General features: G+C 71.2%; 14 protein-coding genes. 6 read left to right on the top strand and 8 right to left on the bottom strand.

Features of this window, described 5'->3' with window-relative positions:
• Nucleotides 1-73: 73 nt before the first annotated feature.
• From ACQPYK_RS34335 to ACQPYK_RS34360, 6 genes are all read right to left on the bottom strand, one after another.
• Entirely contained in the window at nucleotides 74-892 is an 819-nt protein-coding gene (locus tag ACQPYK_RS34335; RefSeq protein WP_433240365.1) for a Na(+)/H(+) antiporter subunit C, read from the bottom strand.
• Nucleotides 889-3,678, bottom strand: a complete 2,790-nt coding sequence (locus ACQPYK_RS34340) for a Na+/H+ antiporter subunit A (RefSeq protein ID WP_433240368.1) — start codon at nucleotides 3,676-3,678, stop codon at nucleotides 889-891. Before ACQPYK_RS34340 ends, ACQPYK_RS34335 begins: the two co-directional genes overlap by 4 nt.
• Before the next feature lie 152 nt (nucleotides 3,679-3,830).
• Complete coding sequence (locus tag ACQPYK_RS34345) at nucleotides 3,831-4,547, bottom strand: SRPBCC family protein (protein WP_433240371.1); 717 nt, start codon at nucleotides 4,545-4,547, stop codon at nucleotides 3,831-3,833.
• Nucleotides 4,548-4,814: 267 nt separating this feature from the next.
• Complete coding sequence (locus tag ACQPYK_RS34350) at nucleotides 4,815-5,849, bottom strand: fatty acid desaturase family protein (RefSeq protein ID WP_433259001.1); 1,035 nt, start codon at nucleotides 5,847-5,849, stop codon at nucleotides 4,815-4,817.
• Between the two features lie 350 nt (nucleotides 5,850-6,199).
• Nucleotides 6,200-6,586, bottom strand: coding sequence for a VOC family protein (locus ACQPYK_RS34355; RefSeq protein ID WP_433240374.1), 387 nt, complete (start codon nucleotides 6,584-6,586; stop codon nucleotides 6,200-6,202).
• 48 nt (nucleotides 6,587-6,634) lie between these two features.
• Nucleotides 6,635-6,820, bottom strand: coding sequence for a hypothetical protein (locus ACQPYK_RS34360; RefSeq protein WP_433240377.1), 186 nt, complete (start codon nucleotides 6,818-6,820; stop codon nucleotides 6,635-6,637).
• Between the two features lie 111 nt (nucleotides 6,821-6,931).
• On the opposite strand from ACQPYK_RS34360, the gene ACQPYK_RS34365 reads away from it, so the two are divergent.
• Complete coding sequence (locus ACQPYK_RS34365) at nucleotides 6,932-7,798, top strand: polysaccharide deacetylase family protein (RefSeq protein ID WP_433240380.1); 867 nt, start codon at nucleotides 6,932-6,934, stop codon at nucleotides 7,796-7,798.
• 52 nt (nucleotides 7,799-7,850) lie between these two features.
• Here ACQPYK_RS34365 and ACQPYK_RS34370 read toward each other — a convergent pair whose 3' ends face one another.
• On the bottom strand, nucleotides 7,851-8,375 hold the full coding sequence (locus ACQPYK_RS34370; RefSeq protein ID WP_433240383.1) for a hypothetical protein: 525 nt from the start codon (nucleotides 8,373-8,375) through the stop codon (nucleotides 7,851-7,853).
• A gap of 533 nt (nucleotides 8,376-8,908) precedes the next feature.
• Between ACQPYK_RS34370 and ACQPYK_RS34375 the strand changes: the two genes are divergently transcribed.
• The 5 genes from ACQPYK_RS34375 to ACQPYK_RS34395 all read left to right on the top strand — a co-directional run bounded on the left by ACQPYK_RS34375 (nucleotide 8,909) and on the right by ACQPYK_RS34395 (nucleotide 13,484).
• Nucleotides 8,909-10,345: a cytochrome ubiquinol oxidase subunit I gene (locus ACQPYK_RS34375; RefSeq protein WP_433240386.1), complete on the top strand. Its 1,437-nt coding sequence runs from the start codon at nucleotides 8,909-8,911 to the stop codon at nucleotides 10,343-10,345.
• A 10-nt stretch (nucleotides 10,346-10,355) separates the two neighbouring features.
• Nucleotides 10,356-11,297: a cytochrome d ubiquinol oxidase subunit II gene (cydB, locus tag ACQPYK_RS34380; RefSeq protein WP_433240389.1), complete on the top strand. Its 942-nt coding sequence runs from the start codon at nucleotides 10,356-10,358 to the stop codon at nucleotides 11,295-11,297.
• Nucleotides 11,298-11,421: 124 nt separating this feature from the next.
• Nucleotides 11,422-12,666, top strand: coding sequence for an MFS transporter (locus tag ACQPYK_RS34385; RefSeq protein WP_433240392.1), 1,245 nt, complete (start codon nucleotides 11,422-11,424; stop codon nucleotides 12,664-12,666).
• Nucleotides 12,667-12,795: 129 nt separating this feature from the next.
• On the top strand, nucleotides 12,796-13,179 hold the full coding sequence (locus tag ACQPYK_RS34390) for a type II toxin-antitoxin system RelE/ParE family toxin (RefSeq protein WP_433240395.1): 384 nt from the start codon (nucleotides 12,796-12,798) through the stop codon (nucleotides 13,177-13,179).
• Nucleotides 13,176-13,484 carry a helix-turn-helix domain-containing protein gene (locus tag ACQPYK_RS34395; protein WP_433240398.1) on the top strand — a complete coding sequence of 103 codons (309 nt, stop codon included), beginning with the start codon at nucleotides 13,176-13,178 and terminating at the stop codon, nucleotides 13,482-13,484. The genes ACQPYK_RS34390 and ACQPYK_RS34395 overlap by 4 nt, the downstream gene beginning before the upstream one ends.
• Nucleotides 13,485-13,629: 145 nt before the next feature.
• On the opposite strand, the gene cutA is transcribed toward ACQPYK_RS34395, so the two are convergent.
• Nucleotides 13,630-16,038: an aerobic carbon-monoxide dehydrogenase large subunit gene (cutA, locus tag ACQPYK_RS34400; RefSeq protein ID WP_433240401.1), complete on the bottom strand. Its 2,409-nt coding sequence runs from the start codon at nucleotides 16,036-16,038 to the stop codon at nucleotides 13,630-13,632.
• Between the last annotated feature and the right edge of the window lie 58 nt (nucleotides 16,039-16,096).

The following is a 16,096-nucleotide window of genomic DNA, read 5'->3' on the forward strand; positions in this document are numbered from 1 at the left end:
ATCCCCGGCCTCCCCACGGCGTGTGCCTTTCGCGGTCGCCCGTCCGCGCCTCCCCCCGCGCGCGTCACCCTCATCAGTCGTCCCCCTCCAGGTCCGGATCCTGCGCCCTGGCCTGCCGTTCCCGGTCGGCCCGGATGGTCGCCCGCATCTGTTTGCGGGCCTCGCGCTGGCGGAGCCGAAACCGTCTGCGGATCTCCCGCTCCCGTTCGACCTGCTCCCGCTCTCGCCGGGCGAAGTCCGCGTGGAGCTTGTCGACCCGTTCCTGCCTGCTCTCCTTGGACGCCTCCTCGGCGCGTCGGGCCTCGGCGAGCCGCTCCTCGATCTGCTCGCTGGACAGGCCGGCGTCCTTGTGCGCCTGCAGCCAGCGGCCCAGGTCCACGTTGACATCGAGGATCTGCCGCTCCAGTTCCTGCGCCTCCCGGCGTTCCCTCTCGCGCCGCGCGGCGGCCAGCCGGGCGAGTTCCGCGCGCTGCTCCCGGACCAGGCGCCGGTACGCCTCCTGCTTGGCGAGCACGGCCTCGGTGAGCTCCCCTCGCCGGGCGCGCAGCCGCACCCTGCGGTCCTCGGTGTCGTCCTGGACGTCGTCGCCGCCGGTGAGCTGCCAGGACCGGTGAACGACGGCGAGCAGGAACGCGGTGACGCCCAGCGTGATCACGATGGAGGTGAGCACCATCGCCTGCGGCAACGGGTCGGCCATCCGTGCCGGGTCGGCCCGGCCGAGGATCGGCGGCTCCCCGGCCGGGCCGCCGACGGTGAGGATCAGCAGGTTCACCCCGTTGCCGAGCAGGATGACGCCGACCAGCAGCCGGACCAGGCTCCGTTCCAGCAGGAGCGTCACCCCGGCGGCCACCAGGACCCCCGACGCCGCGAGGGGCAGCAGCGCGACGGTCACCGGGCCTCCTCCTCGTCGATCTGCCGGTCCAGCTCCGCGCCCAGGCTGCGCAGAATGTCCTGCGCCATGCCGATCACCGTGACGTAGACCCCGACGTCGAACAGCAGCACGGTGGACAGGTGGACGTCGCCGACCAGCGGGACCGTCAGGTCCGCGGAGAGCATGTCCAGCGGCGCGCGGCCGACCAGCAGCCCCCAGAACGCGGTGACCATGGACAGCAGGAGTCCCAGGCCGATCAGCACCCCGGCGTCCACCGGCGCCGCGGCGGCCAGCTCGTAGCGTCCGCCGGCGAGGTATCGCACGACGAGCGCGAGCCCGGCCAGGATGCCCCCCGCGAACCCGCCGCCCACCGAGCTGTGCCCGGTGAACAGCAGGAAGATCGAGATGAGCACCACCGTGTGGAAGATCAGCCGGGCCACGATCTCCAGGACGACCGCCTGCTGCCCGGCGGGCAGGGTGGCGGCCAGCCAGTGTGTCCGATCTCCTCTCCTCGCCCTGCCCCGCGGGCGCTCCAGCGCGTACGTACGACGGCGCAGGAAGATCAGGCTGGTCACCCCGAGGGTGAGGACGACGAGCACGGAGCTCTCCCCCATGGTGTCCCAGGCCCGGATGTCCACCAGCAGCGCGCTGACGATGTTCGCGGCCCCGGCCCTCTGGGCGGCGGCGGCCATCAGCCCGCCCACCGGCTCCGTCGTGCGGGCGCCCACCGCCAGCAGGCCGGCCCCGGCCACCACGACGCCGATCACCACGCCGAGGGCGAGTCGCACGCCGAAGGGCACCCTGGGCTGTTCCTCCCTCGGCCCCACCGGGAGCCTGCGGAGCACCAGCACGAACACCACCAGGCTCAGCGTCTCGGTGAGGAACTGGGTCAGCGCCAGGTCCGGTGAGCCGTGGACCAGGAACAGCAGGGCCACGCCGTATCCGGTCAGCCCCGCCAGCAGCGCCAGCACGATGTGCGAGCGCACCCGCGGCGCGATGAGCGCGGTGGCGATGAGAAGGACCCCGACGACGGGCTGCTCGACGCGTTCCCAGGGCACCACGACCGGCCGGACCTCGCGGACGGGCCCGTACGCCAGCGAGAACCCCGCGACCCCGGCCAGGGAGACAAGAGCGATCATGAGGTAGTCGGGGAGCGAGCCGCGCTGGGTGACACCGGTCAGCTGGAGGGCGAACCGGTCCAGGGCCCGGACGACGGCCCAGTAGGCGTGGCCGGAGTCGGTCAGATGCAGGATCCGCCCGATCCGTGCCACCGCGTGCCGGGCCGCGAACAGCAGCAGGCCCCCGGCCAGGGCGACGGCCGACAGCAGCAGCGGCACGGGCGCGCCGGTCCACAGCGCGAGGTGGGTGCCGTGGCCGGGGCCCGCGAAGGTGCCGGTGTAGCCCTCCATCGCGTGGCCGTAGCGCGCGGAGAAGGGGGCGGCGACCAGGCCGAGCACGGCGAGCAGCGCCGACGGCAGGAACATCGCGGCGGCGGGGCGGTGCACCGGGGTCGGCTCCCGGCCGGGCCGGTCGCCGAAGGCCCCCCACAGAAACCGCGCGCTGTAGCCGACCGTGAGCACCGAGCCGACGACCACCCCTGTCAGCGTCACGGCGTCGGCCGGCCGCCCGGTCAGCAGCGACTCGAACGCGGCCTCCTTGCCGACGAATCCCAGGAAGGGCGGGAGGCCCGCCATCGACGCGGAGGCCACCGTGGACGTCGCGCAGAGCCAGGGCGCCGAACGCCGCAGACCGCTCAGCTCGCGCAGGTCGCGGGTGCCGGTGGAGTGGTCGATGATGCCGACGACCAGGAACAGCGAGGCTTTGAACAACGCGTGCGCCAGCAGCATGGCGACGCCCGCGACCGCGGTGTCGCCGGTGGCCGCGCCGAACAGCACGGTCAGGAAGCCGAGCTGGCTCACCGTGCCGTAGGCCAGCAACCTCTTGAGGTCGTCCTCGCGCAGGGCCCGCCAGCCGCCCAGGATCATCGTGAGCAGGCCGAGCGGCACGGTGACGGCCTGCCAGACGGGCAGTTCGCCGAAGGCCGGGCCGAGCCTGGCGATCAGATAGATCCCCGCCTTCACCATGGCGGCGGCGTGCAGGTAGGCGGAGACCGGCGTCGGCGCGGCCATCGCGGCGGGCAGCCACATGCTGAACGGGAAGATCGCCGACTTCGCCAGCGCCCCGACCAGGATCAGCGCCGTCGCCACCGCGACCGCGCCGCCGGCCGGCGGGTCCGCCACGATCCGTGAGATCCGGTAGGTCCCGGCCGCCTCGCCGAGCACGACCATGCCGGCCAGCATGGTCAGGCCTCCGAACGTGGTGACGGTCAGCGCCTGCAGCGCCGCCCTGCGGCTGGTCCTGCTCGCGGGGTCGTGACCGATCAGCAGGTAGGAGAAGACCGTGGTCAGCTCCCAGAAGACGTACAGCAGGAGCAGGTCGTCGGCGACCACCAGCCCGAGCATCGCCCCGGCGAAGGCCACCAGCACCCCGCCGAACCGGCCGAGTCCCTCCTCCCCCGCGGCGAAGTAGCGGGAGCAGTAGAGCAGGATCACCATGCCCACGCCCGTGACCAGGAACGTCATGAGGAGGGCCAGGGCGTCGACGCGGAAGGACAATTCGAGTCCCAGCGCGGGAGCCCAGTCGTGGTGCGATCCGGCCGTGCCCCCGCTCGCCGCCACCCACAGGGCGTAGCCGAGCCCGCACACGGGTGGCACGGCGAGCACGAAGAAGACGTCGCGACCCATTCGACGCGCCAGCGCCGGGGCGCACACCGCCGCGACGGCGTGCAGGATCAGCAGCGGCTCCATGGTCCCCCGGCAACCGTCGTGGTCGACGTATCCCAAACTGCCAGGAGTCGCACGTTTCGCTGCCTGAGCGCACCAGCCGCTTGACCGGAACACCGCCGGTTCTTCACCGGCGCGTGATCAGCTCTTTCTGCCGGTTCTTCACCGGCGCGGGATCAGCTCTTTCTGCCGGTACGGCCGAGCAGCCAGCCGATCACCGCGCTGCCGAGCGCGATGCCCGCGCCCATGCCGAACGCGGCCAGGACCGGCCACACCGTGGCGCCCGCCCCACGCTGCCCGGCGGGACGCTCGAACACCTGCGGGGCCCCGGGCGGGCCGGCGGCGCTCGTGCCGGTGGCGATCCCGGTGGCGGTCCCGGTGGCGGCGGACCCGGTGGCGTTCGCGGCGCCGTTCACCGGTACGGCTCCCGCCGCGACCGCTTCGGCGGGGGCCGTACCGGCGCGGAGATGGCTCTCGACGGCGGAGAAGAACTCTCCGGCGGTCTTCTTGGCGACCGAGCCGAGCATGCGCTGGCCGACGCCACCGATCATGCCGCCGATCACCGCCTCGGCGTCGTAGTCGATCCGGGTGCCGCCCTCGACCTCGCTGAGGCGGACCTCCACGGTGGCGTCCACGGTGCCGGGCGCGCCCTGGCCCCGGGCCTTGAGCACGAAGCGCTGCGGGGCGTCGGGCTCGGACAGGGCGACCTCCCCCTGGTAGACGCCCCTGATCGAGGCCACCCCCGCGGTGACCGTCATCCGGTAGGTGTCGGGGCCGGTCTCCTCCAGGCGTTCGCAGCCCGGGATCGTGCGCACGAGCACGGCCGGGTCCTGGAGCGCTGACCACACACGATCTCTGCCGATGCCGAGCACGGCGCTGCCTGCGAGCTTCACAAGAAGCACCCTAGGCAATCGCCCGCCGTAGCGATAACAGCAACATCTGCCCGCCGGCGTGGCGTTTGATTGGCAGGCGGGCAGGGCTCGGTGGACAGTTCGCTGGACAGGGAGTCGGCTTAGAGGTTGAACAGCTCGAAGATCTCGTCACGGTCGGACATGTCTCCGGTTCCTCTCCCCGGGGTCGCTCGACCCCCTCACCGGGCACGACCCGTCGAAGAGGAACCAGATTCCAAGATCATACAAGGCACTTGTCAGTGCCTTGGGTTACTTTTCACAACCGTCGGTCGCGACGGGCCGGGCCCGCAGCGGCGCCCCCACCTCGTGCAGGTGCCGCAGTGCCTGCGCGTAGGAACTGACGAGCCCGGTCTCCAGATAGGCGATGCCCAGTTCCCGGCAGTACTCCCGCACGATCGGCTGGGCACGGCGCAGGTTCGGTGTCGGCATGCTCGGAAAGAGGTGGTGTTCGATCTGGTAGTTGAGCCCGCCCAGCACCACATCGACCAGCCACCCTCCGCGCACGTTGCGCGAGGTCAGCACCTGGCGGCGGAGGAAGTCGAGCCGATCCTCGCCCCTCAGCATCGGCATCCCCTTGTGGTTGGGCGCGAACGTGCAGCCCAGGTAGACGCCGAAGACCGCCTGGTGCAGCAGGAGGAACACCACGGCCCTGCCCGGCGACAGCGTCGCGAACAGCACGGCGAGGTAGACGAGCACGTGCGCGGTCAGCAGTGCGGCCTCCAGCCCGCGATTCCTCAGCGACGGGCGCGCAAGGGCCCGGAAACTCGCCACGTGCAGGTTGAAGCCCTCAAGCGTGAGCAGGGGGAAGAACAGGAACGCCTGCCGGCGGCCCAGGAACCTGGACAGCCCCCGGCTGGCGACGGCCTGTTCGACCGACCAGATGAGGACGTCGGGGGCGACGTCGGGATCATGGTCCTCGTGGTTGGGGTTGGCATGGTGACGGGTGTGCTTGTCCATCCACCAGCCGTAACTCATGCCGATGCCGAGGTTGCCCGCCACCAGACCGGCGACCGAGCTGGAGCGCCGGGAACGCAGGACCTGCCGGTGGGCCAGGTCATGGGCGACCAGCGCGACCTGGGCGAAGACCAGCGCGAGAAAGACCGCGACGAGCAATTGATACCAGGAATCGCCCACCGCGAAGAAGGCGGCCCAGCCGCCCACGTAGGCGAGCGCGACAAGCCCGAGTCGCAGGACGTAGTAGCCGGGGCGCCGCTCCAGCAGCCCCGCCTGCGTGATCCGGCGTGACAGACGGGCGAAGTCGCTGCCCCGCCCTCCGTCTCCCATGGCCGGGCCGGCCGCCTGGTCCGCGGCGTCGATCGCAAGTGAGTTGGGCACGCTTCTCCTCAGGTCCTCGGGGGAGGGAACACCGATTCTGGTCGACAGCCGTCAGCACCGCGTATCGGCGGGAGGGAGGCCGGCGAAAATAGCCTCCTCAGGATTTCGCGGCCGGCGCCGTCGCGGACCCCCGCGACCACCCCGGCTCGTGGTAGTGCTGGCCCTACCCCGGCGCTCCGCGACGGGCCGCGGAACCCGGGCGCCCGGCGTCGGGCCGCGGCGGGCAGGCCTCCCCCGCCGGCCGGGCCTCGCCGGCGACACCGGCCGCCGGCGAGGCCCGGCCGGCGCGATGGGCGCCGTCACCGTTGGTCGCGTCTCAAGGGGTGGTCGGCGGGGATCTCGACGAGGACGATGGGCACGCCGTCCGGGTCCTCGATCCACATCTCGATCAGTCCCCACGGCTCAAGGCGGGGAGGGCGGGTCACCTCGACCCCCGCCGCGCGCAGCCGCTCGTGCTCGGCGGCCAGGTCGCGGACCTGAAGCCAGATCGCGGACGTCCGTCCCGGTGGCCCGTCGGAGCGGCCGGACACCTCCAGGAACCCTTGACCGAGGAAGAAGACCAGGCCCGGGTTCTCGGCGGGGCCGAACTCGCGGTAGACCGCCAGCCCCAGGACGTCGCGGTAGAACCGGCGGCTGAGCGCCGGGTCGGAGGGGTGGAGCAGGATACGACTGCTCAGCACCTCCATGCGCCACCCGGCCTCCCGGACAGGCGCGGGAGACCTCCGCGGCAGGCGTCACGCCCGGGTCTGCTCCTCATATCCCTCGTCCTCTCCGTAGACGCGGTCATCGGGGTCTCCCTCGGGCTGGTTGGCCGGGTCGGTGGCAGAAGGGGCGAACTCCTCGGCGAAGTCCGGCGCGTCGTGCTCCTCCGGGTTCTCCCGGCGGTCGGCGAGCGGCCGGTTCTCATCTGGTTGTGACATCGGTCCTCCTTTCGCTATCGGCAGCCTCCCCCCGGCGGACCCGCCTATGCCTTCCGTTCCGCGCCTTCCACGGGTCAGCTGGAGCTCCGGCTGCTGGCAGGATGGTGGCCCATGGCATCGGGGAAATCATGGGCGGCCAGATCGGCGGCCGTATTGACGGTCCTGGCGGCGAGCGCCGGATGCGTCGCGGGCGGCGACGGTGATCCGGAGTCCGGCACCGGACGCACCTCCTCTCCGGCCGCCAGCGCCTCCCCTGTCCGGCCTCAGGGGCCGCCTGGGGCGCTGCCCAGACCGGGCGAGGTGAGCCGGATTCCTCCGGCCTCCGACGGGCTGCCGCCGGTGATCAGCTCCATCCCCACCCGGAGGAAGGTGGTCTTCCTCACCATCGACGACGGATGGGAGCAGGATCCGGGCTTCCTCGCCCAGGTGCGGGAGCGGAGGATCTCCATCGCGGCCTTCGTCACCCGCGATGCCGTGGAAGCCAGGGGCGCGGCCGACCCGACCGCCCAGGGCGGCAGGTTCCTCGGCGCGGGCAAGTGGAACTACATGCGCGACCTGCGCGAGGCGGGAGCGACGATCGAAAACCACACGCTGACCCATCCGAACCTGCCGACGCTCGGCTACGAGAGGCAGAAGGCCGAAATCTGCGGCACCTCCAGGCTGATCCGCAAGCACATCGGCAGCGCGCCCGCCCTTTTCCGGCCTCCGTTCGGCAACCACAACGCCCTGACCCGCAGGGCCGCCAAGGCCTGCGGCATCGACGCGCTCCTGCTCTGGACCGCGACCGTGCAGCCGGGCGGGAAGATCGCCTACCAGGTGCCCGACAAGAAGCTCCGCCCCGGTGACGTGCTGCTGCTGCACTTTCGCCCGAACCTGTCGAGGGACTTCCGCATCCTGGTCGACAAGATCAAGCGCCGGGGTTTCGAGATCGGCAACCTGGACGCCTACCTGAAGGCCGCGACCGGCGGTTCACGCTGAGAGCCCGGACGGCCCGCCTCCGACGGGAGACGGGCCGTCCGGGGAGCTCAGGTCACTCGCTCTCGGAGGTGTAGAGGTACTCCCAGCCGCCGCACCTGGTGGGGTAGGAGCCGCTGAGGCCGATCTGGCACACCTTGACGCGGATGCTCTGCACGTCCTCCTTGGCGAAGGAGAAGGACTTGAAGCCGCCGGCCCCGCAGTACTTGTAGGTCCTGCCGTCGAACCAGTCGCCGTCGTCGTCACCGAAGTGGTGCACCGCGAACTTCACGTAACCGCACTTACCGCCCTGCCGGTAGGTGCGGTGGTCGAGATCGTAGAGCTTGCCCCTGACGTGCACCTCGTTGGACTCCTGGCGCCGGTCCCATTCGACGCCGATCCAGCCGCTCGCCTTGGCCCTGCCGTTGGAGGAGAGGTAGGCGCCCCAGTAGTCGTCGTAGTCGTAGTCCGACGAGCTCGCGGTGGTGGCCTGTGTCGCGGTGGTCCGCGTCGCGGCGTTCGCGGTGGCCGGCAGGGCGAGTGCGAACGCGCCGGCGGTGGCGGCCGTGGCCAGCAGTGCGGTGGACAGTCGCTTCATCATGATCTCTCCTCGACCCCCGGACCGGCTCTCTGCCGGATCCCCCCTGGGCTTGGGACATTGGTAGGGGCAGGTGCTTGCAGCTCTCCTTAGCGGTGCTTGCAACCCCCTTGGCCGGACTTGCAGCGGGCCTGACCGGTGACCGGGCTTGCGACGGACCCGACCGGGTCGTCCCGGGGTCCGCCGCCCGGCGTACCCCGGGATCACCCCGGCGGCTGATGCCCGGCCGACGCCGCCGGCCCCACCATGGAGCCATGCGCCTGCGGGGCCGGACGGCCTCGCAGGCGCGCCCGGCCGACGGAGTGCACGCCCCCGGCGCCGGGTGGCCGGGGGATCATCCCGGCGACGAGGGGGAGAGCCGGCGTCGCGAGCCGGAGGGGACGATCTCGGCCCGGCGGGGAAGTGCGGTCCCACGCCGGGCCATGTGACGAAGATCGCAGCAGCTCGCGACGCCAACCTCCCCCATTGCTCTACAGCTTGTAGTACTACTTTTAGTAGCACTACAGCTTGTAGAGCTCAAGACCCGCGAGGGGAAGATGGACGCACTGGACCTGGCGCGGTGGCAGTTCGGGGTCACCACCGTTTACCACTTTCTGTTCGTACCCCTGACGATCGGCCTCGGCGTCTTCGTCGCCGGACTGCAGACCGCCTGGCACCGCACAGGCAAGGAGCACTACCTCCGGCTCACGAAGTTCTTCGGGAAGATCTTCCTGATCAACTTCGCGATGGGCGTGGTCACCGGCATCGTGCAGGAGTTCCAGTTCGGCATGAACTGGAGCGACTACTCGATCTTCGTCGGCGACGTCTTCGGCGCCCCGCTGGCTCTGGAGGCGCTGCTGGCCTTCTTCCTGGAGTCGACGTTCCTCGGATTGTGGATCTTCGGCTGGGACAAACTGCCCAAGCGCGTTCACCTGGCCACGATCTGGGCCGCGGTCATCGGCTCCAACCTGTCGGCCTACTTCATCCTCGCCGCCAACGCCTGGATGAAGCACCCGGTCGGCTACGAGGTGGTCGACGGCAAGGCGCGCATGACGGACCTGTGGGCGGTGCTCACCAACTCCAGCGCGCTCGCGCAGGTGCCCCACGTGGTGGGCGCGGCGTTCGTGGTCGCCGGCGGGTTCGTGCTGGCGATCTGCGGCTACCGGCTCATGCGGGAGCGGCGCGCCGACCCCGACCGCACCAGGCCGATGCGGCGGGACCCGGTGAGCATGTGGCGGACGCCGATGCGAGCCGCGCTGGTCATGACGGCGATCGCCGGAGTCGTGGTCGCCGGCAGCGGCGACACCTCCGCCAAGCTGCTGTACGAGCAGCAGCCGATGAAGCTCGCCGCCGCCGAGGGGCTCAGGCACGACACGGCGGGCGCGCCGTTCTCTCCCGTGCCGGGGTTGGAGGTGCCCATGCTGCTCAGTTTCCTGGCCACCAACGACCCGAACGCGGTCGTCCAGGGCACCGAGGACCTGCAGGCCCGGTTCACCAAGGAGTTCGGCCCGGCCGACTACCGGCCCAACCTGCCCGTGGTCTTCTGGTCCTTCCGCGTGATGATCATCTTCGGTATGGCCACGGTCGGCCTGTCGGTCCTCGGCCTCTGGCTGACCCGCAAGCGCCGCCGCCACCCGGGCCCGCAGCGTGAGACGCCCGCGTGGTTCGCCCGGGTCTGCGTGCTGGCGTTGCCGTTGCCGACCATGGCGATGATCGCGGGCTGGCTGCTCAGCGAGATCGGCCGCCAGCCGTGGACCGTCCAGGGCGAACTGCTCACCGCCGCGAGCGTCTCACCCGGCGTCAGCCTCACCGAGGTGGCCGTATCGCTGGCGGTCTTCACCGCCCTGTACGGCGCGCTCGCGCTGGCCGAGGCCGTACTGATCGTCCGCCACGTCAAGACGGGTCCCGAGCCCGTCTCCCCCACTCCCCTCGCGCCGCCCTCCCGCGACGACGAGGACGCGGCCGCGCGGCTCCAGCCGACCCTGATGTACTGAGGCGGAAACGATGGAACTCACCACCTTCTGGTTCGTGGTCATCGCCTTCCTGTGGACCGGATACTTCGTCCTGGAGGGCTTCGACTTCGGCGTGGGACTGCTGGCCCCGGCACTGTCCAGGAACGAGGCCGAGCGCAAGCAGGTCCTCGGCACGATCGGCCCGGTCTGGGACGGCAACGAGGTCTGGCTGATCACCGCGGTCGGCGCGATGTTCGCCGCCTTCCCCGCCTGGTACGCCGGGCTGCTCAGCGAGTTCTACCTGCCGATCACGCTGATCCTGGTCGGCCTGATCGTGCGCGGCATCGGCCTGGAGTGGCGAGGCAAGGTCCAGCACGCCTCCGACCGCGCCTGGTGCGACCTGGGCATCCTGGTCGGCAGCGCGCTCCCGGCGTTCCTGTGGGGCGCCGTCTTCGCCGACCTGCTGCACAACAGCGCGACGGCCGCCCTGATCGGCGGGGTGTTCTCGCTGTCGCTGTGCGTGCTGCACGGCGCGGTCTTCGTCGCCCTCAAGACGTCCGGCCCGGTACGCGCCCGCGCCCGCCGCACCGCGATGGCCACCTCCGCGGTGGCGCTGCCCGCCGCGGTGGTGGCGCTGTCCGACATCCCCGCCGCCGGCACCGCCGTCGCCGACTGGGCGGCGACCCCGTGGCTGTGGGTCTGCGCGCTGACCGCGATGGCGGCCCTGGCCGCCGGGGTCGCGCTGACCTGGCGCGGCCGGGACGGCTGGGCGTTCACCGCCACCGCCTCGGCCATCGCGCTGGGCTCCGTCGCCCTGTTCGGCGCCCTCTGGCCGGCCCCCCTGCCCGGCCTGACCGTCGCCGAGGCCGCCTCCGGCCCCTACACGCTGGGCATGCTGACCTGGATCGGCCTGATCGCGCTGCCGTTCGTGCTCGGCTACCAGGCCTGGTCCTACTGGGTGTTCCGCAAGCGGCTGGTCGCCGAAGTGGCCTGACGCGCCGGCCCGAGACCCCCGCGACGGCATCCGCCCCGCCGGCCCCGGCCACGGCGGACGCCGTCGCGCGGCGCCGTACGAAAACGATTTGATTTTCCGGGCGCTTCTCTGAAACATCCCTTTGGTGACGCCCCCCAGCCTGTTCCGCCACCGCAACTTCATGCTGCTGTTCGGCGCCGACACCATCAGCCAGTTCGGCACGCAGATCAGTCTCCTCGCGCTTCCCCTGGTCGCGGTGCTCGCGCTCGGGGCGAGCGAGTTCGAGACCGGGCTGCTGGTCGCCGCCGAGACCGCCGCTTTCCTGCTGGTGGGACTGCCCGCCGGGGTCTGGGTGGACCGGATGCGCAGGCGGCGGATCCTGATCACCACGGACCTGGTCCGCGGCGCCCTGCTGGCCTCGGTGCCGATCGCCTGGTCGCTCGGCGCGCTGACCCTGCCCCAACTGTACGGCGTGGCGCTCGGCATGGGCCTGGCCACGGTCTTCTTCGACATCGCCTACCAGAGCCACCTGCCGGCCCTGGTCGGCCGGGACCAGCTGGTGGACGGCAACGCCAAACTGGAGATCGTGCGCTCGGCGGCGGGCGTGGCCGGGCCGGGTGCGGGCGGCGGGTTGATCCAGGTGCTCACCGCGCCGGTCGCGGTGCTCGTGGACGCCGTGAGCTTCCTCGGCTCGGCACTGTTCCTGTGGCGGATCGACGTCGCCGAACAGGCCCCGGACCCGGCCGGGCGGCGGGGGCTGCTCAAGGAGATCGGCGAAGGGCTCCGGTTCGTGGCCACGCACCGGATCCTGCGGATGATCGCCACCTCCACCGCCACCGCCAACTTCGCCGGCGGCATGATGGCGTCCGTCGAGATGATCTTCCTGACCCGGGTGCTGCACCTCTCCCCCGGCGCCATCGGTCTGCTGTTCTCCACGGCGGCCGTCGGCGGGCTCGTCGGCGCGGCGGTCGTGGGAACGGTCAGCCGCCGGGTCGGCACCGCCAGGATCATCTGGCTGTCCATCGTCGCCACCGGACCGTTCATGCTCCTGGTGCCGCTGTCCGGGCCCGGCTGGGGGATGGCGCTGTTCGCCGCCGGGCTGTTCGTGAACGGCATCGGCGTGGTGCTCTACAACGTCAGCCAGGTCAGCTTCCGCCAGGGCGTCACCCCCGAGCACATGCTCGGCCGGATGAACGCCACCATGCGCTTCGTCGTGTGGGGCACGCTCCCCCTGGGCGGCCTGGCCGGAGGGGTGCTGGGCGAGCTCTTCGGCGCCCGCACCACACTGTGGATCAGCGTCGTGCTGACCATGCTGGCCGCGGTGCCACTGCTGCTGTCGCCGCTGCGCACGATGCGCGACCTGCCGCGGCCGCACGAGGCCGGCGTCTGACCCGCCGGATCGGAACGGCGGGCACGGGTCCCGGCACCATCTCATCGAAATCTCTCCGCATTCATCTGAACACGGTACGCGACGATCTTGCTCCTTCTAGTATGCCTGAATACTATGGAGGAGGCTCTGGTGACATGGAACGTGGAGATGACGGGAGAAGTCCGAGAGTGGTTGCACGCGATGAGAGCGAGCGATCGAGCGACCTCCCGATTGATCGGCCAGGCGATCCAGGCTCTCGTGGAGATAGGTCCCGATCTGGGGCGACCGCTGGCCGACAGGATCAGAGGCTCCGCCGTACAGAACATGAAGGAGCTGCGGCCAGGCTCATCGGGGCAGAGTGAGATCAGGATCCTGTTCGCCTTCGACCCTCGGCGCGATGCCGTGCTCCTCGTTGCAGGAGACAAGGCCGGCCAGTGGAAATCCTGGTATGACAAGGCGATACCACTGGCGGAGGAGCGGTTCGCCGAATGGGTCGCACGGCTGGAAGCATCACCGAAAGGGCACGATCGATGACCACATTCCACCGGTGGGACGACGTCAAGCGTGAAGTCTTCGACGAAGAGGACATCGTCGCCATCAACGATGGCGCCGCCGAGACGGTCACCGCGATCAGGCTCGCCGCCATGCGCAAGCAGCTCGGCCTGCGTCAGGCGGATGTCGCCGAGCGGATGCACGTCCGGCAGGAGAGAGTCTCCGCAATCGAACGCGGAGACCTGACCTCGGCGACGCTGAGCACGCTGATCGCCTACGTCCGGGCACTCGGCGGGCAGCTCGAAATCGTCGCCACCGTCGACGACACCCGCTACAGGATCGCCTGATCCGGTCTCCGAAGAGGACCGCACGCCCATGTCTTCCCTGCGCACGATGCGCGACCTGCCGCAGCCGCACGAGGCCGGCGTCTGACCCGCCGGATCGGAACGGCGGGCACGGGTCCCGGCACCGCCCCGGCGGGCGCCCGCCGCGTCACGACCGGGCCGGGCGCGGGGACGCCGCGGAACGACGCAGGTCGAACAGCTCCGACGGGGAGATCGGCATCTTGTCGATCCCGATGCCCTCGGCGTCCTCGATGGCCGAGGCGATCACCGCCGACACCGGGATGACCCCCGCCTCCCCCGCCCCCTTGATGCCCAGCGGGTTCAGTGGGGACGGCGTCTGCAGGTGCGCGGCCTCCACCCGCGGGACCTCCGTCGCGTAGGGCATCAGGAAGTCCATGAACGAGGCGTTCAGCAACTGGCCGTGCTCGTCGTAGACCATTCGCTCGTACAGCGCGCCGCCGACGCCCTGGGCGACGCCCCCGTGGATCTGCCCCTCGACGATCATCGGATTGATCAGGTTGCCGCAGTCGTGGACGACGGCGTAGCGCAGAATGCGGATCTCGGCCGTCAGCGGGTCGGTCTCGACGATCGCCGCATGCATGCCGGAGGCGAAGGTCGAGCGGAGCGGCGAGTAGTAGTCGCGCCCCTCGAGCCCCGGCTCCTCGCCCTCCTCCACCGGTGGCCTGTCGAAGGACGTGGTCCCCGCGAACTGGGTCGCCCTGGCCGTCTCCTCGTCGAAGGCGTACCGCAGCGGGTTCGACAGCACCGCCACGGTCGCCAGCGGGATGGAGACGCCGGGCGCGCCCACCACCCTCACCTCCCCGTCGGTGATCTCCAGATCGCCGGGATCGGCCTCCAGCGCGTCCGCCGCGATCCGCAGCGCCTTCTCCCTGACCTTCCGGCAGGCCAGCGCGATCGCGTTGCCGCTCATCACCGCGGCACGCGAGGCGAACGTGCCGACCGCGTAACCGAACCTGCGGGTGTCACCGGTGACCACCGAGACCCGCTCCAGCGGCACGCCGAGCTCGGCGGCGGCGATCTGGGCGAACACGGTCTCGTGCCCCTGTCCCTGGGAGGTGAGCCCGGTGGAGACGTGCACCCGGCCGTCGGAGGTGACCTGGACGTGACCGCCCTCGTACGGCCCGACGCCGGTGCCCTCGACGTAACAGCCGATGCCGATGCCGAGGCTGCGTCCCTCGGCCGCCGCCCGGGCCTTCAGCTCGGGGAAGGAGTCCCAGCCGATGAGCTCCTTGAGCATCCGCAGCGACTCGGGGTAGTCGCCGCTGTCGTAGATGAGCGGGCGGCCGTCCTGGAAGATCAGGCCCTGGTCGTAGGGGAACTCGTCGGGCTGGATGAAGTTGATCGCGCGCACCGCCGTACGGTCGGCTCCCAGGTGGGCGGCGATGTGGTCCATCGTCCGCTCCATGCAGAAGACGGCCTGCGGACGGCCCGCCCCCCGGTACGGCGTGACCTGCACGGTGTTGGTGTAGATCGAGGAGAACTCGACCCGGTAGGCCCCGATCTTGTAGGGACCGAGGAGCTGGGTGGAGGTGATGATCGGCACGATGATCCCGTAGGGCGTGTAGGCGCCGTGGTCGTGCAGGATGTTCACCTCCAGGCCGAGCACCCGGCCGTCGTCGTCGAAGCCGACCCGGACGAACTGCGCCTGGGCCCGCTCGTGCGCGGAGGAGATGAAGTGCTCGCGCCGGTCCTCGGTCCACTTGACCTCGCGGTCGAGCAGGATGGCCGCCCACGGCACCAGCACCTCCTCCGGCCACGGGTGCACGATCTTGACCCCGAACCCGCCGCCCACGTCGGGGGCGATCACCTCGACCTTGGGCAGCGGCAGTCCGAGCTTGGCCGCGACGGCCATGCGGACGCTGGTGGAGGTCTGGGTGCTCGTGTACACGCGCAGGGACCGGTCGTCGGCGTCCCAGCGGGCGTAGACGCCCCGCCCTTCGAGCGGCATGGACGCGCTGCGCTCGATGTCGAGCCGGAAGGCCAGCGTGTGCGGCGCGGCCTCGATCGCCTCCCGCGCGCCGAGCCCGGCCGCCGAGGGCACCTCCTGCACCAGGTGCGCTCCGACGTTGCCCGGCACGTCGTCGTGGACGAGCTGCGCCGACTGCACCGCCTCCTCCACCCCGACCACCGGCTTGAGGATCTCGTAGTCCACCCGGATGAGCGCGCAGGCGTCCTCGGCGAGGTAGCGGTCACGCGCGACGACCATCACGACGGGCTCACCGACGTGCCTGACCAGGTCACGGGCGAGCGGGTGGGCGGTGCGGCCGTGGGTCAGCGCCGGGTGCGGGATGAGCAGCGGCAGCGGCTGGGCCAGCAGGGCGGGCAGGTCCTCCCAGGTGTAGATCGCCACCAGCCCCTCGACGTCGATCGCCGCCGACACGTCGATGTCGCGGATGCGGGCGTGCGCGTGCGGGGACCGGACGAACGCCGCCGCCAGCGCGTTCTCGCCGAGGTCGTCCAGGTAGCGTCCCTGTCCGGTGAGCAGCCGGGGGTCCTCCCGCCGCCGCACCGGCTCTCCGAACAGCTTCGTCGTCATCTCGTCCGCGTCCGGCGGCCCGCCGCGCCCCGGCCCCCGGCCCCCGGCCCGCTCATCC

Source organism: Streptosporangium sp. CA-135522, from assembly GCF_050949235.1.
GTDB lineage: Bacteria > Actinomycetota > Actinomycetes > Streptosporangiales > Streptosporangiaceae > Streptosporangium.